The sequence below is a fragment of the Streptomyces coeruleofuscus genome, assembly GCF_039532725.1.
Lineage (GTDB): Bacteria > Actinomycetota > Actinomycetes > Streptomycetales > Streptomycetaceae > Streptomyces > Streptomyces coeruleofuscus.
Map to the genome: position 1 here is coordinate 612,933 of NZ_BAAASE010000005.1, position 22,793 is coordinate 635,725.

At 72.4% G+C, this 22,793-nt stretch carries 15 protein-coding genes and 1 pseudogene; 6 read left to right on the plus strand and 10 right to left on the minus strand.

Translation table 11 applies throughout. The features are described 5' to 3' along the window. Positions 1–1,244: 1,244 nt before the first annotated feature. A pseudogene (locus ABFX81_RS22170) lies at positions 1,245–2,108 on the minus strand (NACHT domain-containing protein); the annotation flags it as partial. 364 nt (positions 2,109–2,472) lie between these two features. Here ABFX81_RS22170 and ABFX81_RS22175 point away from each other — a divergent pair. Beyond that, a complete protein-coding gene (locus ABFX81_RS22175; protein WP_346138538.1) occupies positions 2,473–4,461 on the plus strand; it encodes a GDSL-type esterase/lipase family protein in 1,989 nt (662 codons plus the stop codon). A 21-nt stretch (positions 4,462–4,482) separates the two neighbouring features. Here ABFX81_RS22175 and ABFX81_RS22180 read toward each other — a convergent pair whose 3' ends face one another. The 8 genes from ABFX81_RS22180 to ABFX81_RS22215 all read right to left on the minus strand — a co-directional run bounded on the left by ABFX81_RS22180 (position 4,483) and on the right by ABFX81_RS22215 (position 17,752). Continuing rightward, entirely contained in the window at positions 4,483–5,964 is a 1,482-nt protein-coding gene (locus ABFX81_RS22180) for an MFS transporter (protein WP_086854079.1), read from the minus strand. A gap of 852 nt (positions 5,965–6,816) precedes the next feature. Continuing rightward, positions 6,817–8,217: a cytochrome P450 gene (locus tag ABFX81_RS22185; protein ID WP_086854080.1), complete on the minus strand. Its 1,401-nt coding sequence runs from the start codon at positions 8,215–8,217 to the stop codon at positions 6,817–6,819. Positions 8,218–8,354: 137 nt separating this feature from the next. Then, positions 8,355–9,461, minus strand: coding sequence for an FAD-dependent oxidoreductase (locus ABFX81_RS22190; protein ID WP_086854081.1), 1,107 nt, complete (start codon positions 9,459–9,461; stop codon positions 8,355–8,357). 169 nt (positions 9,462–9,630) lie between these two features. Then, entirely contained in the window at positions 9,631–10,794 is a 1,164-nt protein-coding gene (locus tag ABFX81_RS22195; RefSeq protein ID WP_346138539.1) for a substrate-binding domain-containing protein, read from the minus strand. A gap of 47 nt (positions 10,795–10,841) precedes the next feature. Continuing rightward, entirely contained in the window at positions 10,842–12,011 is a 1,170-nt protein-coding gene (locus ABFX81_RS22200; protein ID WP_346138540.1) for an ABC transporter permease, read from the minus strand. After that, entirely contained in the window at positions 12,008–14,077 is a 2,070-nt protein-coding gene (locus ABFX81_RS22205) for an ATP-binding cassette domain-containing protein (RefSeq protein WP_346138541.1), read from the minus strand. The genes ABFX81_RS22200 and ABFX81_RS22205 overlap by 4 nt, the downstream gene beginning before the upstream one ends. 67 nt (positions 14,078–14,144) lie before the next feature. Further along, a complete protein-coding gene (locus ABFX81_RS22210; RefSeq protein WP_086851774.1) occupies positions 14,145–17,183 on the minus strand; it encodes a SpoIIE family protein phosphatase in 3,039 nt (1,012 codons plus the stop codon). 146 nt (positions 17,184–17,329) lie between these two features. Further along, positions 17,330–17,752, minus strand: coding sequence for a YjbQ family protein (locus tag ABFX81_RS22215; protein ID WP_086851777.1), 423 nt, complete (start codon positions 17,750–17,752; stop codon positions 17,330–17,332). A 122-nt stretch (positions 17,753–17,874) separates the two neighbouring features. Here ABFX81_RS22215 and ABFX81_RS42230 point away from each other — a divergent pair, with 122 nt between their 5' ends. The 5 genes from ABFX81_RS42230 (at position 17,875) to ABFX81_RS22235 (ending at position 21,901) form a co-directional block, all read left to right on the plus strand. Beyond that, complete coding sequence (locus ABFX81_RS42230; protein WP_349817350.1) at positions 17,875–17,958, plus strand: putative leader peptide; 84 nt, start codon at positions 17,875–17,877, stop codon at positions 17,956–17,958. 131 nt (positions 17,959–18,089) lie between these two features. Next, a complete protein-coding gene (locus tag ABFX81_RS22220) occupies positions 18,090–18,959 on the plus strand; it encodes an ABC transporter permease subunit (RefSeq protein ID WP_086851779.1) in 870 nt (289 codons plus the stop codon). Continuing rightward, the gene (locus ABFX81_RS22225; protein ID WP_086851781.1) at positions 18,932–19,672 is read left to right on the plus strand and encodes an ATP-binding cassette domain-containing protein; all 741 of its coding nucleotides are present in this window, start codon (positions 18,932–18,934) and stop codon (positions 19,670–19,672) included. The genes ABFX81_RS22220 and ABFX81_RS22225 overlap by 28 nt, the downstream gene beginning before the upstream one ends. Positions 19,673–19,741: 69 nt before the next feature. Beyond that, the gene (locus ABFX81_RS22230) at positions 19,742–20,767 is read left to right on the plus strand and encodes an aliphatic sulfonate ABC transporter substrate-binding protein (RefSeq protein WP_086851784.1); all 1,026 of its coding nucleotides are present in this window, start codon (positions 19,742–19,744) and stop codon (positions 20,765–20,767) included. 57 nt (positions 20,768–20,824) lie between these two features. Continuing rightward, complete coding sequence (locus tag ABFX81_RS22235) at positions 20,825–21,901, plus strand: NAD(P)-binding domain-containing protein (RefSeq protein WP_346138542.1); 1,077 nt, start codon at positions 20,825–20,827, stop codon at positions 21,899–21,901. A gap of 12 nt (positions 21,902–21,913) precedes the next feature. Here ABFX81_RS22235 and mltG read toward each other — a convergent pair whose 3' ends face one another. Beyond that, positions 21,914–22,759, minus strand: coding sequence for an endolytic transglycosylase MltG (gene mltG, locus ABFX81_RS22240; protein ID WP_346138543.1), 846 nt, complete (start codon positions 22,757–22,759; stop codon positions 21,914–21,916). Positions 22,760–22,793 lie beyond the last annotated feature (34 nt).

The window sequence follows — 22,793 nt, forward strand, 5'->3', positions numbered from 1 at the left end:
CAGTCGGGCTCCCGTTCGACCCGCATGCCCTCGACCACCTGGGGCCCGCGCAGTCTCGGCTGGAGTGCGGCGAAGGCGAGGTCGCCGCCGGCGCCGATCTCCTGCGCGATGGCCAGCCGGACCGGGTACGAGGGTTCGAGGCGTGCGATCTCGAACATCTCCAGGTAGGCGGGCCGGAGGGTCTGCCGCTGGGCGACGCCGCGCATGGCCTCGCCGAACCGGGCCACGAGCAGGGCCTTCGCGGTGCGCAGGGTGTGCGGGTCGCGGGCCCGCAGGTCCGGCCAGGACGTGCACAGCCGCATGGCGATGAGGTGCTGCTCCGGCTGGGCGTCGACGCTGTCGATCTCCAGGGCGGCCGCGTACAGCTCCAGGGCCTTGCTGTGCAGGGTGCGGCCGAAGAGGGGCCGTACGTGGTGCTTGTCGTCGTTGTCGTGTTCGGCGTTCCTGACCGTCTGTGCCTGGCAGGCGGCCTCCATCAGCAGGTCCCGCGCGGCGCTCACCGGGCACCACCGTGTCCCGTCGGAGCCCGCCGCGGCCGGCTCCTCGTGCACGCACGCGCCGTCGGGCAGCCGGGAGTGCAGCACCATGGCGATCAGCAGTTCCCGGCCCGGCCGTTGCAGGGCCGCGGGGAAGTACCAGCCCTCGGTCGGCTGTGCCGGAACGTCCGGGTGGATCACCGCGTTCAGGAAGCGGGCCCCCAACTGGGCCTGGATCACGCTGTGCTGGAAGCGGACGCGGTCGCCGCCGAGCTCGACCAGTTCCATCCGGGCGCCCCAGTGGGCGGCGAGCCTGAGGTCGATGCCGCTGTCGCCGACCCTGCGGGCCAATTCCCGGACGATCTCGGGGAAGCGGGAGCGGGCCGGGTCCTGTTCGTCGACGACGTCGGCGAACCGCACCTCGGAGGTGTCGAGGGCGAGTCCCACGCACGCCACCGCGGACATGTAGTGGACGATCGAGCGGCGCTCCTCGGGGGAGAGCGGCAGATGCGGCCCGAAGCGGCCGCTGATGAGGGCGCTGAGCCAGGTCTCGAACAGGTGGAACCTCAGGGACGCCCGGTCGCCGCCCCGCGTCTCGACGGCCTCCTCGTCGGCGGGGCCGGCGAGCGCGCGCTCCAGCAGTCCCTGCTCGTGCAGTTCGGCGGCGATCTCCAGGTAGGTGGGGGCCTCCGCGATGCCGGCCCGCTCGACGATCCAGTCGAGCCGTTGCCGGTCCTCCCCGGCGCCCCCGGACGAGATGTAGGTGAGGGCGGCCTCCTCGCTCAGCGGCTCCAGCTCGGTGAGGGACGCCTCCATGCCGCGCAGTGAGTCGTGCGGCCGGGAGGTGATGATCAGCGGCAGGCCCTCCTCGTTGGCGCGGCGGATGGCCAGCCGGATGATGGTGTCGCGTTCCTCGGTCAGGTCCTCGGCGGTCAGCGCCTCGTCCAGGCCGTCCGCGAGCACCACGATCCGCCCCTGCTGGCACAGCCGCCGCCAGACCTTCTCCGCCTCGGCGGCGGAGCGGATGTTGGCCTGCACCTCCCGGCAGAAGCGTTCGAAGGCCAGCTCACGGAAGTCGAGCCTGGTGTCGGCGGCACGCAGCCGCAGCGGCACGGGCAGTGCCCCGCGCTCCGCGAGCCGCTGCGTCAGCAGCACGACCAGCGCCGTCTTGCCGGTGCCGATACCGCCGACGACGACGTGCGTCCGGCGGAAGCGGCGGTCCCGCAGGTCCTCCATGAGGACGGAGCTGAGCTGGTCCCGGCCCACGACCCGGCCGAAGATGCCGCCCGCGGTCTCCACGAGTTCGTGGGGGTCCAGGCGCGCCTTCCGCAGGTAGGCACGGCGCACATGGCTGAACCGGAAGAACAGGTAGGTGACGGTGGCCAGGGCGAGGGTGAGGAAGGGCATGAAGAGGGACTGGAGGACGCCGCAGCTGAAGTCATCTTTTTTGCACTGTCCGCCCACCCATGTGGTGGGCGACTTGAATTTCCCTTCCTGCGACACGGTGATGATGGCCGTGACAACCAGGAACAGCAGGACCAGCGCCCCGAGGAACGTCAGCACCAGCAGCGTCACGTACCCGCCGCTCTTGCGGACCCGCCAGGTCCTGGTCCGGTCGTAGCCCTGCCGCATCAGTCGGCGCCGGTGCAGCGCGCGGCGCAGGCCGAGCCCGCCGCGGAGCGTCCGCCCGAGCAGTCGGGACAGTCCTCCTCCTTCGTGTCGCGGGGCGGCAGGACCCTGGGAAGCACGCGTACCACCGTTCACCCTGTGAGGGTTCCGCGCCGGCGTGCTCCCGGGCACCCGCGGTCGGCATATTCACCCGACCGAAGCCCTCGGGGACCCGCCACCCGGCCGTACCCGTCGCACCGACCGCGCATGCTCGCACGCTCAACTTCCGTCCACGCCGGACCACTTGACGCTGAACCGTTTCACTGGTTCCCTCGAAAAGCTGCTCATGGGAGCGCTCCCAGCCACCCCCCACGTGAAAGGGAACCCCGTGCAGACCTCCCCCCACCCCTCCCTCAGACGCGCCCTGCCCGCTCTCCTCACCACCGTGCTGCTCGCCTGCCTGCTCTCCCTGGCGGGCGGCTCGCCCGCGCGGGCCGCGGCGGGGGACGGATCGGTGTCCGATCCCCACATCGCGTACGTCGGACGCTGGGACACCTCCTCCGGCACCGCGGCCGTACCCAACTGGACCGGCGCCTACCTCCAGACCGGCTTCACCGGCACGACGGTGAAGGTCAGGGCCAGGAACGCGGTCAACTTCTACGCCAGCATCGACGGCGGTCCCGACGTCTTCCACGCCGGTGTGCGCGGCACGGTGAACCTCACTCCCCGGCCGCTCTCCCCCGGCACCCACACCCTGCGTCTGACCTACCGCTCGGGTGACACCGTCTTCCAGGGACTGGTCCTGGACTCCGGCGCGCGGACCGTCGCGGCCGGAGCCCCGTCCGGGCTGGTCGAGTTCGTCGGCGACTCCATCACCGCGGGCGCCCTCACCGACCGGCTGGCGCTGGACTCGTACGCCTGGAAGACCGGGGAGCGGCTGGGGATGCGGCACACGCAGATCGCCCGGTCCGGGTACTGCCTGGTCGCGCGGTCGGGGTGCGCCGGCCTGAGCGGGCAGTTCTTCAGGACGGCCAGCACCGGCGCCGCCGACTGGGACTTCTCGCGGTACCGGGCCGACGCGGTCGTCATCAACCTCGGCACCAACGACATCGGGCACGGCGTGTCCGGCGCCGCCTTCCAGTCGGCCTACACCACGTTCCTGCGGGACGTGCGCGCCAAGTACCCCGCGGCGCACCTCTTCGCGGTGCAGACGCTGAAGAAGCGCTACGTCACCGAGACCAGGGCCGCCGTGAGCGCCCGCAACAGTGCCGGTGACGCCCGGGTGCACTACGTCGACACCACGGGCTGGCTCACCGACGGCGCCGACTACGAGGACGGCAACGGGCATCCGAACGAGGCGGGTCACACCAAGTTCGCCGAGCGCCTGGCCCCGGTCGTCCGCGCCCGGATCGGCAGCGGCGCCACGGCGAAGGCGGCGGCTCCGGGACAGCCCGGCGACCCGAACATCAAGTTCGTCGGCCGCTGGGACACCACCAGTTCCGCGACCGCCTACACCCCCTACTGGGCGGGCGCCTACTACCGGGCCGGCTTCACCGGCAGGACGGTCAAGCTGAAGCAGCGGGGCACGATCGACCTGTGGGCGCGGATCGACAACGGGCCGGTGAAGTTCTACGACGACGTCAAGGGGACGGTGAACCTGACCCCGACGGCCCTGGCCCCCGGCAACCACACGCTCCAGGTCAACTACCAGGTGGTCGCCGGTTCCTACCGGGGCGACGCGGTGTTCCAGGGGCTGGTGCTCGACAGCGGTGCGACGACCTTCGCACCGCCGGCCCCGGCCAAGCTGGTCGAGTTCGTCGGCGACTCGATCACCGTGGGCACGACGTCCTCGCAGAACGCCCGTACCGCGTACGGCTGGCTGATCGGGGAACGGCTGGGCGTGGAGCACACGCAGATCGCGCAGGGCGGGGCGTGCCTGGTGGCCGCGGCGGACGGATGTGTGGGGCTTGAGCGGCAGTTCACCAAGCTCAACCCGAACGCTGCGACGCCCGACTGGAACTTCTCCCGCTACCGGGCCGACGCGGTCGTCATCAACCTCGGCACCAACGACGTCGGGCACGGGGTGAGTTCCGCGCAGTTCCAGTCGGCGTACGGCAGTCTGCTGCGCAAGGTCCGTGCGGCGTATCCGCAGGCGTGGATCTTCGCGCTGGAGACGTTCCGCGGTCGGTACGTCCCGCAGACCGAGGCCGCCGTGAAGGCCGCCGTCGACGGCGGTGACAGGCGGGTCTCCTTCGTCGACACGACCGGCTGGCTGGGCTCGGGCGATCTGACGGACGCGGTGCATCCCAACGACCGGGGGCACCGGGTCATCGCCGACCGGCTGGCGCCGCTCATCGCGGCGAGGATCGGTGCGTAGGGGCGATTGACCGGGCGGGCCTCACATCGGGCCGGGGCCCGCCCCTCCCTTGAGGCGTTCCAGGTCGGAGGGTCGGACCTGGATGACGATCAGGGCGATCAGCGCGGCGACGGCCGTGAAGATCGCCGCCATGATGAAGGCGGCCGACACTCCGGCGGTGAGGACCTCGTCGGACCAGGGTTTCGGCAGTTGCTCAGTGCGTTCGAAGCGCAGGCGCTCGGCAGGGGTGGCCTGCCGAAGGAAGAGCGGGACCTGCTTCTCGGCCTCGTTGGTGCTGGCCGTGCCGTACATGGTGACCAGGATGGACAGACCGAGGGAACCGCCGACCTGCTGGGTGGCGTTGAGCAGCCCGGAGGCCGCGCCGGTTTCCCGGGTGGAGACGTTGGAGAGCGCCATGAGGGTGAGCGAGACGAACTCCATGCCCATGCCCAGGCTGAAGACGAGCATCGGGCCGAGGACGCTGCCCGCGTAGGTGGAGTGCACGTCGGTCAGGGTGAGCCAGCCCAGTCCGGCCGCCGCCAGGATCGCGCCCACCACCATGAAGGGCTTGGGGCCGTACGTGGGCAGGAACCGCGAGGCCAGCCCGGCGCCGATGGCGATGACCGCGCTGACCGGCAGGAAGGCGAGCCCGGCCTGCAACGGGCTGAACTCCAGCACGTTCTGCACGAAGAGCGTCAGGAAGAAGAACATGCCGAAGATGGCGGCGGCCAGGCACAGCATGATGCCGTAAGTGCCCGCGCGGTTGCGGTCGGCGAACATGTGCAGTGGCGTGATGGGCTGTCTGGAGCGGCGCTCGATCAGGATGAAGCCCGTCAGGACGACGACCGCCGCGGCGAACGAGGCGAGGGTGAGGGCGTCGCGCCAGCCCTCCTGCGCGGCTCTGATGAACCCGTAGACGAGCAGCACCATGCCCACGGTGGAGGTCAGCGCGCCGGCGATGTCGAAGTGCCCCGGGTGCCGTTCGGACTCCCTGATCCAGCGGGGGGTGGCGAGGGCGATGAGCAGCCCGATCGGGACGTTGACGAAGAGCACCCAACGCCAGTTCAGCCACTCCACCAGGATGCCGCCCGCGAGCAGGCCGATCGCGCCGCCGCCCGCGGAGACCGCGGCGAACACCCCGAAGGCCCGGTTGCGTTCCGGTCCCTCACGGAAGGTCGTGCTGACCAGCGAGAGGGCGGTCGGGGACGCGATGGCGCCGCCGACGCCCTGGAGGGCGCGTGCGGCGAGGAGTTGGCCGGCGTTCTGGGCGAGCCCGCCGAGCAGGGAGGCGAGCACGAAGAGCAGCACGCCGAAGACGAAGACGCGCCGCCTGCCCAGGATGTCGCCGACCCGGCCGCCCAGCAGCAGCAGTCCGCCGAAGGTGAGGGTGTAGGCGTTCACCACCCAGGAGAGGCTGGTGGTGGAGAAGTCCAGGGAGCGCTGGATCTGCGGCAGCGCGATGTTCACGATCGTGATGTCGAGGACGACCATCAGCTGGCACGAGGCGATGACCAGAAGCGCCATCGCGTTTCCGCCACCACCGGGTTCGCTGGTGGTGCTCGTCTGTGGTGTAGCCGGCTGCGGGCTGCTGCCTGCGGTGTCCACCGTTCGACGGTACGCCCGGCTCCCGGACCTCACCACTCGATCAACGCCGGGTGCGGTCTCCCCGGTACGGGTGATGTGACCGTCCTCGGAGGCCGTCGCCTTCATCCGGATCTGCTCGGGCGCAGGCGCCTGTCTGTGGTGGGGCCGCGTCGTCGTGGTGGCCCTCGGTGTGGGCGACGCGTCCCCTGCCGGTGGCTCTGGCGCGGAGGCGGACCGTGCGCCCCGCCGCGGCCGGCTCGCCGGGGGCCTGGGGGGCACCGGCCCATCGCGGTGAGGACGGCGGTCGCGCCGAGCGTGGGTGATGCGACCGCCACTACGACTGCTCGATCTGCACGTCGCGGGCGTCATCAGCACCCACGCCCCGCCGGACCGGCTGGTCCACGGGGTGCGCAAGCTGGTGCGGGGGCAGCGGTTCGTCGACCCCGAGTTCGCGCTGGCCGCCCCACCCGGGAGATCGCGGAGCGGCTGTGCCTGTCCGTGGCGACGGTCCGCGACCATCTGTCGTCGATCACCAGGAAGACGGGCGGACGCCATCGGATCGATGCGATGCGGATCGCTGTGGAGTCGGGCTGGGTGTGAACCGGGCAGGTCATCGAGGTGAACCTGCCCGGTCCCGCGGGCCCTCGCGCCCTGTTCCTTCGATCTCCGACGAGCATCGCAGAGCGGGGAGCCGCGCACCAGCACCGATCGTCACACGTCCGGCGTGAGAACGTCACCGTCGGACCGGGAGGAACGGGGATACGGCATGGGCGTTCCGACCCGGTCTCGCGGTCAGCGGCCGCCGCGGATCAGGCCCGTCAGATAGCGCCACAGCGAGGAGCGCTGCCGGGCGGACCGGTCCGGCAGGACCTCCTCGGCGGCCTCCGGCGCGAGACCGTTCGCCGACGGCCGCGCGGGCGCCGAGGAGAGTTCGTACCGCACGGGCAGCGAGCGCAGGCCGCGCATGAACGGCGAGGAACGCCAGGGCAGTTGGTCGGCGGGCAGGGCCAGGTCGAGGTAGTCGAAACGCTCGAACAGGCGCCCCACACCGGCCGCCGCGACCGTGGAGGCGAGCTCCCGAGCCGGGCACTGGCGCGGCCCGGCCCCCCAGGACAGGTGCGCCCGGGTGCTGATGGTGGTGCCGGAGGCGACGTGGTCGGCGAAGAGCGGGTCGGCGTGTGCGGCGGCCGAGGAGACCCACACCGGGTCGCCGGCCCGGATCGTGTAGTTGCCGAGCCGGGTGTCCTCGGCGGCGAAGCGCGGGACGAAGTTCACCAGGGGCGGCTTGCGCATCACGGACCGGTTCATGGCCTCCCTGACCATCCCGGCGGACAGGCTGGCGCGCACGCTGCCCTCGCCCGAGATGACCTCCACGACGGTGTTGGAGATGAGGATGCCGACGTGGTCGGAGGTCATGCCGAGCAACATGAACAGTTCGCGGGCCAGATGGTCGAGCGACAGGTCCGGGTGCGCGGCCAGCAGGTAGGAGGGGAAGTCGTCGCCCGGCTTCTCCAGCTTCGTCGCGGCCAGTTCCGCCAGGGTCGCCAGCAGGCGCTCCAGTGCGGCCTCCGCGTCCGGGCCCGCGTCGAGCACGCGCCACATGTCCATCAGCGCGTCGTCGCCCTGCGAACCGGGGAAGCCCAGCAGATGACTGGCCACCATCAGCGGCAGCGGCCGGGAGAACTGTGCGGACAGGTCCGCCACGCCTGTCTTTCCGCCCTGCCCGACCAGGGTGATCAGCTCGTCGGCGTAGGCGGTGACGGCGGCCTTGAGGCGCTTGGCCTGGGGGTGGCGCGGGTCCTGGAACGGCTTGAGGGCCACGTCCCACGCGGTGCGCAACGGCCGGTATCCGGGGCCGCCCTGGATCAGGATGTGGTTGACCTCCAGGGACGGGCCGAGCGGCCAGTCGGCCGGTACCCGGCCCTCGGAGCGGGCCCGCCAGTTCTCCAGCCCCTTCGGGAAGCCGTCGTTGTCCTGGAGCACCTGGAGCGCCTCGCGGTAGCCCAGGACCAGCCAGGCGGGTACGCCGAGCAGATCGACCGGCGCGACCGGGCCGTGCTGCTGCCTCAGCCGTTCGTACACGAGCGCGGGGCGCGTCTCGTAGTCCCGGGTCAGCAGCGGTTGGGGACTCAGCTCCTCCAACCGCGTGTCGTCCAGGTCCACGGATCCGCCGTCACCCCACTGGGATTCCATCGTCTTGCCACCCTCCGACACGCCCCGTACCGGCACGCCATCAGCCGGTAACCGGAAACGGTGGGGACCCTACCCCAGGGGTGACCGGCGGGTAACGACGGGGGTGGGGTCACGGGGTGATGCCGCCCGTGCGGGGATCATGCCGCGGTGTAACCGAGTTGGCGCCGCATGTAGGGCGTCATGAGGGTCTTCGCCTTGGCCAGGGTGGTGGTGCGGCTGCCGAGGACCGCGGACTCGCCGCCCGGTACGGGCAGCACGGTCAGTCCGTCGGCGGGGCCGAACGGCACGATGAGCGGGGTGCGCTGGATCGGCCGGTAGGAGCGCGGCTCCTTGCGGTGCTTGCCCGAACTCTGAAGATAGGCACGGATGTTGTGGGCCGCGATGTCCGCCTGGGCGAGGGCGGCTGGGGTGATCTTGAATTCGCTGACGTCGTTGACGTCGCCGACGGCGAACACGTCCAGCCTGCCCTCGACCCGGAGCGTCCGGTCGACCTTGACGTGTCCGTCCCTGTTCAGCCAGTCACCGTGTCCGGCCAGGCGGAGCCAGAGCGTGTTGGGTGTGGTGCCCGTGGCCCAGAAGGACAGGTCGGCCTCGATGACGTTGCCGCGGCCGTCGCGGTAGGTGCCGAAGTCGTTGCCGGGCGACATGAACGAGTCGAGCCGCACCTCGACGTCATGGGATTCCAGCCACGCGAGGGCCTTGCGTCCCGGCCGGGTGCTGCCCGTGGAGTCGAGCAGCGCCGGTCCGGAGTGGGCGAGCGTGACCCGGGCGTCCGGCCGGGCGAGGCGGACCTCGGCGCAGAGTTCGACACCGCCGGGGCCGCCGCCGACGACGAGGACGTGCTCGGCCGTGGCAACGTTCCGCTGGTGTTCGGCGAACGACTTGGCCGCCTCCTCGACGGTGGTGCCCACGAAGCGGGCCGGCTCGGGGTAGTCGGCGCCGGTGGCGATCACGACCACGTCGTAGGGCAGCCGTTCCCCCGTGGCGAGGACGACCTGCCGCTCCGCGGTGTCGATGCGGACGGCCTTGCCCGCGACCACGCGGCCGTGGTGCAGCAACCGGTCGAACGGGATGAAGGGCGTGTGCGTCCACTCGGGGCGCACCCCCGCGCGCAGGGATGCGACGCGGTGGAAGAAGACCTCCTTGCGGTCCACCAGCGTGACCCGGGCCGTCCCGTCCAGCCGCTTCGCCAGCCGGACACCGCCATAGCCGCCGCCGATCACCACTACATCGCCGTCGTACACGCCCAGTCTCCTGTGCCTGGTGGGGGGTGCGAGTGCCGCCGCGGAACGGGCCCCGCTCGGATCAGCCCCCGGCGGCCACTCGACTGACGGCGAGATTAGCGCTTGAAACTTAAAGAGACCCCCGTGGTTCCGTGCATGTTCCGTGAAGGGATGGGCACCTGACCGGACGTCACTTCCCCCAGATCCTCCGGTACGCCTCCCGGTAGCCCGACGGGTCCCAGGTCGTGGCGCCCTCGCTGTTGCCGGCCGTGGCGATGTGGACGGGGGCCGTGTACCCGCTGGCCGGGCGGCCGGCGAAGGCGCGGTTGAACTCGTCGACGATCTGCCAGCCCTGGAGGGACAGCGGTTCGGGCACGGTGGCGGCCTGGTACTGCCTGCTGTTGACGCGCTGGAAGGCGGACGGATCGCCGTCGCCCGCGCCGATGTTGTAGGGCGGCCCCGAGCCCTTCTCCCCGGCCGCGCGGAAGGCGGGGGCGGCGTCGGCGAAGTACAGGTCGTTGATGGCCACGGAGTGGGTCCACCGGTCCTGGAACCGGGACAGCAGCGAGGAGATCTCCCGCGGGGTGCGGCTGCTCGCGTCCGGGATCGGGATGTTCTCGACGGAGAGCAGCCGCACCCCGCGGCAACTGGTGAGTTCCTCCCTGATCAGGTCGGACTTGTTCCTGGCGAAGGGAATCGACGCGTCGGTGATGAGCACGACCCCGGCGCGGCCGTTCGAGTCGGAGATGATCCACTGCGCGCTGATGCGGGCCACGTCCTGGACGCGGGTGGTGACGTTGGTGAAGAGGTCGGGCTCCCGGCTGGGGCCGGGTTCCGGGACCGCGTGCCAGCCGATGAGCGGAATGCGCTGCGCGTTGGCCCGGGCGGCCTGCTGTGCCGTCGAGTCGGGGTCGAAGCCGCCGATGACGATGCCCGAGGGCCTGAGGGCCACGGCCTCGCTCATGGCCGCCTGGATGCCGGCCGGGGTGCCTCCGCCGTCGATCACCCTGACGTCCCACCCGATGACCCGCGCGGCTTCCCGCACCCCCCTCGCGGCGCCCGCGACGCCGGGATTGGTCATCGTCTGGGCGACGTAGACGATGGTCCTGCCGGACACCGCCTCCGGGCCGGTGGTGGGTCCGCCCCAGGGGATGTCGGTCCGCTCCGCCCGGGTGACGGCGGCCTGGGCCTCGGCCTGGACGTCGGGGCAGCCGCTCGGGCCCGTCGCGGTCTCCTCGGCGCCGTCCGACGAACCGCGTTCGCAGCCGACGAGGGCGGTCGCCGTCACCAGAAGGGCGCAGCAGGCGAGCCGCGCGGTGCGGACTGCGGGGGCGGCCTTGCGGTTGCGGTGCACGGGAGCTCCTGTGAGGGGATCGGCGCGGCGGGACGTGCCGAGGGGGTTCAGGGGGGTGTGCCCGTCGTGCCGCCCTCCGGCGTCGGGGAAGACGGTGGCGGGGAAGTCGGTGGCGGAGAAGACGGTGGCGAGGAAGACGGTGGCGAGGAAGGTGGCGGGGCGGAGGACGGTGGCGGGGGTGGCGCGGCGGGTGTGTCGCGGGCCGCGGCGCCGCCGCGCAACCGGCGGCGGGCGGCGTATCCGGCCAGGCCCACGGCGATGAGCAGGGTGCCGCCGTGGAACAGCGGCACCGTCCAGAAGTCGGCGCCCAGCTGGGCGATGCCGGTGAGGCCGACGGCCAGGACGGCGACGGCGACGACTGTGCCGAGGGCGTTCGGCCGGCCGGGTTTGATCGCCGTGGATCCGAGCAGGGCGCCGACGAAGGCGGGCAGCAGGTAGTCGAGGCCGACGCTCGGGTTGCCGATCTGCTGCTGGGCCGCGAGCAGCACCCCGGCGAAGCCGACGATCAGACCCGAGGCGGCGAACGCGTAGACGGTGTAGGTGCGGGTCGGGATGCCGACGAGGTCGGCCGCGCGCGGGTTCGACCCGACGACGTACAGGTACCGGCCGAGCGGCAGTCGCTCCAGTACCAGCCAGAGGAGTCCCGCGAGGGCGAGCACGTAGAAGGCGGGGACCGGAAGGCCGAGGAACGTGGACTCGTAGAGGTCGGTGAACGCGGGCGGGAGTCCCTGCGGGCCGGGGACGATCCGGCTGCCGTCAGTGATCCAGCCGGTCACGGCGTACATCATGCTGCCGGTGCCGAGGGTGGCGATGAAGGAGTCGATCCGGCCGAACTCGACGATGACGCCGTTGAGGACGCCGACGACCAGCCCTCCGACGAGCACGGTGAGACAGGCGAGCGGCCAGGGCCAGCCCTCGTTGACGACGAGCTGCATCACCATGACGTGGGCCAGTCCGAGGCCGTAGCCGATGGAGAGGTCGAACGCGCCGGTGACGATGGGCACCATGGCGGCCAGTGCCAGGACGGCCGGGATCGACTGGTTGGAGAGGATCGAGTCGACGGTGTCCAGCGTGGGGAAGGTCTCCGGCAGGGCGAGGGAGAAGACCAGGTAGAGCAGGGCGGTGAGGGCGAGCAGGCCGTAGGCGCCGATGTGGTGCCCGCCGGGGGTGCGCAGGCGCCGGGCGCGGGGCGGTGAGGGCGAGGGCGGTTCGGTCATGGGGTCGTCGCGGGCGTGGACGGGGACATGGCCGAGGCCGCGCGGGTGAGCCCGGTGACGGTGAGGGCGCCGCCGCTCAGCTCGGCCGTCACGGATCCGCGGACGAAGACCAGGGTGCGTCCGCACACGCTCGCGACCTCCTCGAAGTCGGTGGACAGGAGCAGGACCGCGAGGCCCGCCGACAGCGCCTCGTCGAGCAGGCAGTGGATCGCCGCCTTGGCGCCGATGTCCACGCTCGCGGTCGGCTCCTCGAGGATCAGCAGCCGCAGCCCCGTCCGCAGCCAGCGGCCGATCATGACTTTCTGCTGGTTCCCGCCGGAGAGCGTGGCGATGGGGGCCTCGCTGTCGCGGGGGCGCACGGAGAACCGCTCGATCAGGGCGGCGGCGTCGGCACGTTCCCGTCGGGGACCGATCCAGCGCGGCGCCGGCCGGCCTCCCGCACGGGGATTGGCCAGGAGGTTCTCCCGCACGGTCAGTTCGGCGAGGCAGCCCTCCCGCAGCCGGTCGCCCGGCACGAAGCCCACACCGAGGGCGACGGCCTCCGCGACCGTGCGGGGGCGGTAGGGCCGCCCGTGCAGTACGGCCCGCCCGCCGAGGAGCGGCCGGGCCCCGGCCAGAGCACGCCCCAGGTCCGTGTGCCCGGCGTCCGAAAGCCCGACCAGTCCGAGAACCTCTCCAGCGGCTACTTCCAGGCTGACGGGGCCGGCCAGGGGGGTGCGTACGGAGTCGAGGGCCAGGACGGGGGGTGTGGCTGCCGGGGGCGCGGCGGGGTGGGCGGCGGCCGGGGGCCTGGCGGATTGGGCGGCGGCCGGAGTACCGGCGGATTGTGCGGCGGCCGAGGGCCGGGCGGGGCGTTCGACTGCCGGAGTCCCGGCGGGGCGTTCAGCTGCCGCCGGAGGGGCGACGGGATGGTCGGCAGCCGGAGTGCCGGCGGGGCGGTCCGCAGCCGGGGGGCTGGCTGACCGATCGCCATCCGAAGCCCCGGCAGGGCGGTCCACACCCGGAGAAGCGGCAGGGCGGTCGGCAGTCGGAGGGGTGATGGGGTGGGAGGCAGCCGGGGGCCGGGCGGGATGGTCGGCGGCCGAAGCCCCAGCACGGCGGTCCGCAGCCGGAGGGGTGGCAGGGCGGTCAGCACCCGGAGGCGTGGCAGGGCGGTCCGCAGCCGGAGTCCGTGCCGAGCGAGCAGCGGCCGGAGTGGCGGCCGGGCCGTCGGCAGGCCAGGGACGGGCCGGGCCGTCGGCAGGCGAGGGACCGGCGGGGCGGGTGGCAGGTGAGGGTCGGGCAGGGCGGGTGGTAGGTGGGGTGTCCTCCTCGCCGACGATGTCGTGGACCAGGCGGGCGGGGCTGTGGCCGGCGAGTCGGCCGTGGCTGATCAGGCGGCCGTCGCGTAGTACCGCGAAGGCGTCGGCGACCTCGTACACCTCGTCCAGGCGGTGGGTGACGTAGAGGATGGCGTGGCCGCGGTCGCGCAGGTCGTGCAGGACGCCGAAGAGCCGGGCGCTGTCCGCGGCGGGCAGGCGGGCGGTCGGCTCGTCGAGGACGATGAGCCTCGCGCGGGCCGCCAGGGCCCTGGCGATCGCGACGAGCGAGCGCTCGGCCGGCGCGAGTCCGGAGACCGGCGCGTCGGGGTCGAGGTGCCCGGCGACGATCCGCAGCGCCCCGACGCAGCGCTCGCGGGTGCGCCGCCAGGAGATCAGCCCGGTCCGGCGGGCGTATCCGTTGGTCAGGGCGATGTTCTCGGCGACCGTCATCCACTCCACGAGACCGAGGTCCTGGTGGATGAAGGACATGCTCCGGGACGCGGCAGAGCTGCCGAGGGGCTCGCCGTCCACGGTGATCTGTCCCGCGTCGGCGGGGTGCACGCCGGCGAGGACCTTGATGAGCGTGGACTTGCCGGCGCCGTTGGGTCCGAGGAGGGCGAGCACGCTGCCGGCGTGGACGTCGAGCTCGACCCCGGCCAGCGCGACGGTCCCGCCGAACCGCTTGCCGAGCCCGCGGATACGGACCAAGGGCTCCGGCCCGAAGGGTGAAGCCGCCTTCACCGGCGTGTCAGGAGCGTCGCGCACCCGATCAAATTACAGCATTTCGGGCACCTTTCGGCCGCTGAGACTCCCACGCGGGTCGGCGGACGCCTCACGCGGCGTCGAGCCCGCACTCGGCCCAGATGACCTTGCCCTCCGGCAGGTAGCGCGTGCCCCAGCTCTGCGAGAGCTGCGCGACGAGGAACAGGCCGCGCCCGCCCTCGTCGGTGCTGGCCGCCCGGCGCAGGTGGGGGGCGGTGTTGCTGGCGTCGGACACCTCGCAGATCAGGGTGCGCCCGTACAGCAGCCGGACCCGGATGGGCCCGGTGCCGTGCCGGACGGCGTTGGTGATCAGCTCGCTGAGGATCAGTTCCGCGGCGAACGCGGTCTCGTCGAGTCCCCAGTCGGACAGGCGGCGCATGGCGGAGGCCCGCACCTCGCCGACGAGCGCCGGGTCGGCGGGCAGCTCCCAGGCGGCGATCCGGCCGGGGTCCAGGGCGTGGACGCGCGCGACGAGCAGGGCGATGTCGTCGTGCGGATGCACGGGCGCCACGGTGTCCAGGACGGCCTGGCAGGTGTCCTCGGGCGCGCGCTCCGGATGGGCCAGGGCCGCGCGCAACTGCTCCAGGACCACGTCCACGTCGCGGTGCCGGTCCTCGATGAGTCCGTCGGTGTAGAGCACCAGCTGACTGCCCTCGGGGACGTCGATCTCGACCGCGTCGAAGGGCAGGCCTCCGAGACCGAGCGGGGGCCCGGCCGGGAGGTCGGGGTAGGACACGGTGCCGTCGGGGTGGACGAGTGCGGGCGGCGGGTGACCGGCGCGCGCCATGAGGCACCGCTGCGCGGTCGGGTCGTAGACGGCGTACAGACAGGTCGCGCCGATGACGCCGGCGCCCTTGCCGTCGGGATCCTCCCGGTCCAGGCGCCCCACGAGGTTGTCCAGGTGGGTGAGGACCTCGTCCGGGGAGAAGTCGAGCTCGGCGAAGCTGCGTGCCGCCGTGCGCAGCCGGCCCATGGTGGCCGCGGAGAGCATGCCGTGGCCGACGACGTCACCGACGAGGAGCCCGACGCGCGCGCCGGAGAGCGGGATGACGTCGTACCAGTCCCCGCCGACGTCGGACTCGGCGGGCAGATAGCGGTGGGCGACCTCGACGGCGTCCTGGTCGGGCAGACCGTGCGGCAGGAGCCTGCGCTGGAGGGCCAGGACCATGGTGCGTTCGTGGGTGTAGCGCCGGGCGTTGTCGATGGACAGGGCGGCTCGGGTGGCGAGTTCCTGGGCCAGCGAGCGGTCGTCGTCCCCGAAGGAGCTCCCGGTGCGGTAGAAGCTGGCGATGCCCAGGACGACACCGCGCGCGAGCAGGGGCACCGCGATGAGGGAGTGGACGTGGTCGAGCAGCCGTGCGGTGTGCTCGGGGTCCTGGGCGAGCCAGCCCGCGGCGGCCTTCAGGTCCGGCTCCAGCACCGCCTCGCCCCTGGTCAGGCAGCGCAGCTGGGGCGCGGTCGGGCCGAAGTCGATGCGCTTGCCGGGCGGCGTGAAGGGCAGGCCCTCGCGGACGCCGTGCAGGACCGTACGGCGCAGGTCGGCGAGGGGGTCGGCGGCCTCCTCGCCGCGCAGGACGGCGTCGGGCAGGTCGATGGTCACGAAGTCGGCCAGGCGCGGGACCGCCGTCTCGGCGAGTTCCTCGGCGGTGCGGCGCACGTCCAGGGTGGTACCGATGCGGGTGCTGGCCTCGGACAGCAGTTCCAGGCGCCGGCGCGCGGCCAGGGCGTAGGCCCCGACGTGCGGCTCCCCCACCATCACGAGCCCCCGGGCCGGGAACGGTGAGCCGGCGCGGTCGTCCGCCGTGCGCCCGCCGCCGACCGGGTCCCTGCCGTCGTCCGTGGCGCTCCTGCCGCCGTCGGTCGTGCCCCTGCCGCCGTCCGCCGAAGTCCCGCCGCCGTCCGCCGCGCCCCCACCACCGTCGGCCGTGACGGTGCCACCGTCCGCCGTGGCGGTGCCGTCGATCCCCGCGGGTCCCCGGTCACCGCCCCTGCCACCGCCGGCCGGGACGGTACCGCCGGCCTCCGCGGGTCCCCGGTCACCGCCGGGCGCCACCGTCGCGCCGAACGCGGCGGCGAGGTGCCCGGACGGCAGGGTGATCGGCGGTCGTGCGGGCCGTGGGGCGGTCGAGAAGGCTGCGAGGTCCGGCAGCTCGTCCGCCTGGTACGGGAGGACGAGGGCCTCCCCCACCGCGGTGCCGGGCAGCACGGCCTCGATGGCGAAGCCCCGCACCCCGGAGGAGCTCGCCATCGGGCGGCTCACGAGCGTCACCCGCCGGCCGTCGGGCAGGGTCACCTCGACGGCGGCCCGCTGCCCGCGGGAGATCAGCTCGGCGGCCTTCTCCCTCAGGATCGCCTGGTCACGGGGGTGCACTACGTCGGTCAGCGCGTCCAGGGCCACGCCATGGCGCAGGCCGCCCTCGCCCCCGGTGGCCAGGTACGTGCGCAGCAGGGCACGCTCGTGCGCGGAACTCTGCCCCAGCAGCCGCCGCTCGATGTTCTCGGCCGCCCGGCGGATCGCCGCGCTCAGCGCGGGCTGTTCGAAACCACGTGGATAGCCGAAGCACAGGACGCCCTCGATGCGTCCGCTGAGCGGGTCACGGACGGGCATGGCGACGCAGGCGCTGCCCTGGGACCGTTCCGCGAAGTGCTCGGCGCCGTAGACGCGGATGAGCTGCCGCTCCGCCAGGGCGAGGCCGATGCCGTTGGTGCCGGCGACCTGCTCGGCGAAGACGAATCCCGGGACCTGCTGGATCGCCGGGAGGCTCCTGGCCATCGCCGGGTCCCCGAACCGGCGCAGCAGGACCGTCCCGTTCGCGTCGGCGACCGAGATGTTGACCTGGCTGCCGGAGAACGCGTCCTGGAGCCGGTCGAGCACCGGCACGGCCGCGCGGACGATACGGCCCCCCGGGTCGAAGTCCTCCCGGTAGGGGAGGTCGCTCGTGTCCGGCGACAGTCCCAGGGAGCGGCAGCGCTGCCAGGAGTTCAGGATGGACGTCCGGACTCCCGCGTCGACCTGCTCGCCCTGGAGAAACCGCTCGCGAAGCCGGGCGGGCCCCGTGCCGTCAGTCGCACGTCCCGCCGGCTTGGGTTCCTCGCCGGACCGAACCACGTTTCGCCTCGCTTGCGCCCGCGATCATCCGCTGCTCGGAAGAGAATCTGGCATTGACGAGAATACGGGCATTACGGTCGGGCGTCACGGTGCGCCGGAGCCGCTCGGGCGCCGTGCCGGGGCGGCTCCGGCCGGGCGGACCGCGCTCACCCCAGGAAACTCAACCGCACCTTCCGCTCCGGGTTGTCCTTGTTGGTGTCCACGAGGCACACCGACTGCCACGTCCCGAGCTCCAGCCGGCCGCCCAGCACCGGCAAGGTCGCGTGCGGCGGGACGAGGGCCGGCAGGACGTGGTCGCGGCCGTGGCCGGGACTGCCGTGCCGGTGCTGCCAGCGGTCGTCGGCGGGCAGCAGCGTGTGCAGTGCGGCCAGGAGGTCGTCGTCGCTGCCGGCACCGGTCTCGAGAACGGCGATTCCGGCTGTCGCGTGCGGGACGAAGACATTGAGGAGGCCGTCCCGCCCGGCCGCCGCCTCCCGCAGGAAGGACTCGCAGTCGCCGGAGATGTCGACGACCCTCTCCGTGGAACCGGTGCTGATGTTCAGAACTCGGGTGGTGAAGACATCTGACATGCCCCCATCCTGACGCACGAGCCGGACTCCACCCGATCGCCCCCGCCCGGGTGGCGGTACAGGCGTCCACTGGACGAGACGCCCGTTGACCGTGCGCATGCCACCTGGCTAGGTTCAATGGCATGTTGCGTTCAGCCCTGCTCACCACGCGCGGTCACATCGACCTGCTGCGGGTGGCCTCCGCCGCGTGTCGCCGCGGCTGCTGACGCCCTCCCTCTCCTCACTTCCGGGTTCCCTCGCCCTGGTTCCGCCTGCCCGCTGAGCGCCCCCGCTCCCGTGGGTGCGGCGGCGGCGAGGCGTGCCTCCTCCCGCCCACGCTCTCCCCCGTGGAGTCCTCATGAGCATCAGTCATGCCCCACCCACGTCATCAGAACCCGATATTTCGCCTATATCGGCTCACGACCTCGACCTCCAGCCCCTCGTCCCCGCCTCCTCCCGCCGCACCCGCGTCCCGCGCTGGCTCCGCCGCACCACCGGCCCTGTCCTGCTGCTGGCCTTGTGGCAACTCCTCAGCAGCACGGGCGCGTTGCAGCCGGACGTGCTCGCCTCGCCCGGCCGTATCGCCCAGGTCGCCGGGGACATGGTGGCCGACGGCTCGCTGCCCGCGGCCATGGGCACCTCGCTCCAGCGGGTCGCGGCCGGGCTGCTGCTCGGTCTGGTCGTCGGCACCGGACTCGCCCTGCTCTCGGGCCTGTTCCGGATCGGCGAGGACCTGGTGGACGCGCCCGTGCAGATGCTGAGGACCGTGCCGTTCGTGGGTCTCATCCCGCTGTTCATCATCTGGTTCGGCATCGGCGAGGCACCCAAGGTCGCCATCATCACGCTCGGCGTGACCTTCCCGCTCTACCTCAACGTCTACGCCGGGATCCGGGGCGTGGACGCCCAGTTGATCGAGGCCGGGGAGTCCCTCGGGCTGTCGCGGTGGGGGCTCGTGCGGCACGTCGTCCTCCCCGGTGCGCTGCCGAACGCCATGACCGGTCTGCGCTACTCGCTCGGCATCGCCTGGCTCGCGCTGGTCTTCGCCGAGCAGGTCAACGCCGACTCCGGCATCGGGTTCCTCATGGTGCAGGCGCGGGACTTCCTGCGGACCGACGTGATCGTGGTCTGCCTGGTCGTCTACGCCTTCCTCGGCCTGCTCGCCGACTTCATCGTCCGCTCCCTCGAAAGGCTGCTGCTGCAATGGCGACCCACGTTCACCGGCCGGTGACCCCCCAGGCCGTCCATGTCGAGGGGCTCACGCGGGCCTTCGACGGCCGTGCCGTCATCGACGACCTGCGACTGGACGTCCGGCCGGGCGAGTTCGTGGCCCTGCTCGGCCGCAGCGGCTGCGGCAAGTCGACGCTGCTGCGCATCCTCGCCGGGCTCGACCGCGACATCGAGGGCACCGTGCTGGTGCCGCGCCGCAAGGCCGTCGCCTTCCAGGCGCCCCGGCTGATGCCGTGGAAGAAGGTCTGGCGCAACGTCCTGCTCGGCCTGCCCGGCAAGCCCGAACGCGCCGTCGCCGAGCAGGCCCTCGACGAGGTCGGCCTCGGTCACCGTTCGCACGCCTGGCCCAAGACGCTCTCCGGTGGCGAGGCCCAACGTGCTTCGCTCGCACGGGCGTTGGTGCGCGAGCCCGATCTGCTGCTGCTCGACGAGCCGTTCGGCGCGCTCGACGCCCTCACCCGTATCAAGGCCCAGCGGCTCGTGGGCGAGTTGTGGCAGCGCCGGGGCTGCGCGGTGCTCCTCGTCACCCACGACGTGGAGGAGGCCGTGCTGCTCGCAGACCGCGTCCTGGTGATGGACGGCGGCGTCATCGCCCACGAGCAGCGCATCGACCTGGACCGCCCACGTGACATCACCGACCCGCGCTTCGCCGCACTGCGCGCCGGGCTCCTCGAACGCCTCGGCGTCGAGGCGACGGCCGCCGAAGCGGCCTGACCTCTTCGCCCCCTTCTTTGCGGCCTTCTACGGCCCGCCCGAATCACGACTTACACGAACGGAACCGCCATGCGACGACGTCTCGCCCCCGCCGCCCTGCTCCTCCCCCTCGCCCTGCTGCTCACCGCCTGCGGCGGGACCTCGGCCGCCGGCACGTCGGACGGCGGCACCGACGGCCATGGCCCGGTCACGATCGACGTCGGTGACCAGAAGGGCGGATCAGAGGCGATCCTGCGAGCGGCCGGGGAACTGAAGAACCTCGACTACAAGATCAAGTGGTCCACGTTCACCTCCGGACCACCCCTGCTGGAGGCCGTCAACGCGGGAGCCGTCGACATAGGCGGCGTCGGCAACACCCCGCCGGTCTTCGCGGCCGGAGCGGGCTCGAAGATCAAGGTCGTGGCCGCCTGGCACGGCACGTCCAAGGGCGACACCGTCCTCGTCCCGAACGACTCGTCCCTGAAGGGTCCCGAGCAGCTCAAGGGCAGGTCCGTGGCGGTCGCGCAGGGCTCGTCCGCGCACTACCAGCTGGTCGCGTCCCTGAAGAAGGCCGGGCTGAAACTGAGCGACGTCAAGGTCAAGTACCTCCAGCCGGCCGACGCGCTCGCCGCCTTCACCGCCGGCAAGGTCGACGCCTGGGCGGTGTGGGATCCGTACACCTCCCAGATCCTGAAGTCCGGGCAGGGCCGGGTGCTGACCGACGGCGACGGTGTGACCAACGGGCTCACCTTCCAGGTCGCGGCACCGGACGCGCTGAAGGACAAGAAGAAGGCCGCCGCCGTCAAGGACTACCTGGAGCGGCTGAGGCGCGCCTACAGGTGGGTGTACGACCATGAGGAGGAGTGGGCGAAGGTCTGGGCGAAGGACACCGGGCTGCCCGAGGACGTGGCGCTGGCCGCGGTGAAGCGCACCTACACGACCCGGATCGCGGTCGCGGTCGACAAGCCGCTGATCGCCTCCGAGCAGGAGATCGCCGACACGTTCACGGGGTTGAAGCTCATCCCGCGCAAGGTCGACTTCGCCGGCTTCACCGACACCCGGTTCAACGGCGACCTGCCGCCGTCGACCGTGGCGACCCGGCCTTCGGAAGGCTAGGACCCGCCCTACCGGTCAGCCGGGAAGATCCACGGCCCCGGCACGGTTGGTAGAAGCGTGAACAACACACGCGAGGTCGAGGTAGTCGTCATAGGCGCGGGTCAAGCCGGTCTGGCCGGCGCCTATCACCTGCGGCGATCCGGTTTCGAGCCGGACCGCGACTTCGTCGTGCTGGACCACTCCCCCGGTCCCGGCGGCGCCTGGCAGTTCCGCTGGCCGTCGCTGACGTACGGCAAGGTGCACGGGATGCACGCGCTGCCGGGGATGGAGCTCACGGACGCGGATCCGGCCCGGCCGTCCGCCGAGGTGATCAGCGACTACTTCGACCGGTACGAGAAGGCCTTCGACCTGCGGGTGCGGCGCCCCGTGGACGTACGGGCCGTGCGCGAGGGGCCCGGCGGGCGGCTGCTGGTGGAGACCTCGCAGGGCGTGTGGTCGACGCGGGCGCTGATCAACGCGACCGGCACCTGGGACCGGCCGTTCTGGCCGCGCTATCCGGGCCAGGAGACCTTCCGGGGGCGGCAGTTGCACACCGCGCAGTACCCCGGGCCGGAGGAGTTCGCCGGGCAGCGGGTCGTCGTGGTGGGCGGTGGCGCCTCGGGCACCCAGCACCTGCTGGAGATCGCCTCGTACGCGGCCGCCACCACCTGGGTGACCCGGCGTCCGCCCGTCTTCCGTGAGGGCCCGTTCGACGAGGACGCGGGCCGGGCGGCCGTCGCGCTCGTCGAGGAACGGGTACGGCAGGGGCTGCCGCCCATGAGTGTCGTCTCGGTCACCGGGCTGCCGCTCAACGACGCGGTCCGCAGGGGCATCGAGGACGGGGTGCTCGACCGGCAGCCGATGTTCGACCGCGTCACGCCCACGGGAGTGGACTGGCAGGACGGCCGGCACGTCGACGCCGACGTCATCCTCTGGGCCACCGGCTTCCGCGCCGCCATCGACCACCTCGCCCCGCTCCGGCTGCGCGCCCCGGGCGGCGGCATCCGTATGGAGGGCACGCACGCGGCCGCCGACCCTCGCGTCCACCTCGTCGGCTACGGCCCGTCGGCCAGCACCATCGGCGCCAACCGCGCCGGCCGCGCGGCCGTCCGCGACATCAGGCGACTGCTGGCGCGGGAGCCGGTCGCCGCGTGACGCCCGGGTGGGTCATCCGGCCGCCCGCGCGCCGTCCTTCTTCTTCTGCGCGTTGAGCTCCGCGACGTTCCGCTGGTGTTCCGCGTAGTCGGCGGTGAAGCGGGTGTCGCCCGGCCTGACCGTGATGAAGTAGAGCCAGTCGCCCGGGGGCGGGTTGACGGCCGCGCGCATCGCTTCCTCGCCGGGGTTGTCGATGGGGGTGGGGGGCAGGCCCATGCGCTGGTACGAGTTGTAGGGGCTGTCGATCTCCCTGTCACTCGCCGTCGTCCGCACGGCGGAGCGGCCCAGCGCGTAGTTGATGGTGGAGTCCATCTGGAGCGGCATACCGCGTTCGAGGCGGTTGGAGACGACCCGGGCGACCTTGCCCATGTCGGCCTCGGTGGCCGCCTCCGCCTGGACGATGCTCGCGATGGTGACGGCCTGATAGACGTTCAGGGCGTTGCGCTGTGCCCCAGCGGCGATGGGCGCGCCGTTGAACTTCTCGTTCGCGGTCTCGACCATCAGCGCCAGGAGTTTCGCCGGGGTCGTCTTCTCCTGGAGGGGATAGGTCGCCGGGAAGAGGTAGCCCTCCGGGTTGCCCTCGGCGTCGTTCGGCAGTTTGAGGGCGGCCTTCGCCAGGGACTTCTTCGTGCTGCCCGGGGGCAGGGCGAGGGCCTTGTCGACGGCGGCGTAGACCTGGCTCGCCCGCCAGCCCTCCGGGATCACCAGGGTCGTGGGCCGGCCGTCCTCCACGGGCGCCAGGGTCAGCAGCGGCACCGCCACGGCGGTACCGACCACGACGGCTCCGGTCGCGACGAGGGCGATCCAGCCCCGGCGCGTCAGTCGAATCGTGCTCCGTGGCGGAGTGTTCTTCTGCATGCGGGCACGGTAACCCGCATATCGTCATAAACCC

Excerpts from the sequence above, each read along its gene's own strand:
- ABFX81_RS22180 (WP_086854079.1), bottom strand. The coding sequence starts at position 5,964 with ATGGCGCTTCTGGTCATCGCCTCGTGCCAGCTGATGGTCGTCCTCGAC.
- ABFX81_RS22185 (WP_086854080.1), bottom strand. The coding sequence starts at position 8,217 with ATGGAATCCCAGTGGGGTGACGGCGGATCCGTGGACCTGGACGACACG.
- ABFX81_RS22200 (WP_346138540.1), bottom strand. The coding sequence starts at position 12,011 with ATGACCGAACCGCCCTCGCCCTCACCGCCCCGCGCCCGGCGCCTGCGC.
- ABFX81_RS22215 (WP_086851777.1), bottom strand. The coding sequence starts at position 17,752 with ATGTCAGATGTCTTCACCACCCGAGTTCTGAACATCAGCACCGGTTCC.
- ABFX81_RS42230 (WP_349817350.1), top strand. The coding sequence starts at position 17,875 with ATGTTGCGTTCAGCCCTGCTCACCACGCGCGGTCACATCGACCTGCTG.
- ABFX81_RS22220 (WP_086851779.1), top strand. The coding sequence starts at position 18,090 with ATGAGCATCAGTCATGCCCCACCCACGTCATCAGAACCCGATATTTCG.
- ABFX81_RS22225 (WP_086851781.1), top strand. The coding sequence starts at position 18,932 with ATGGCGACCCACGTTCACCGGCCGGTGACCCCCCAGGCCGTCCATGTC.
- ABFX81_RS22230 (WP_086851784.1), top strand. The coding sequence starts at position 19,742 with ATGCGACGACGTCTCGCCCCCGCCGCCCTGCTCCTCCCCCTCGCCCTG.
- mltG (WP_346138543.1), bottom strand. The coding sequence starts at position 22,759 with ATGCAGAAGAACACTCCGCCACGGAGCACGATTCGACTGACGCGCCGG.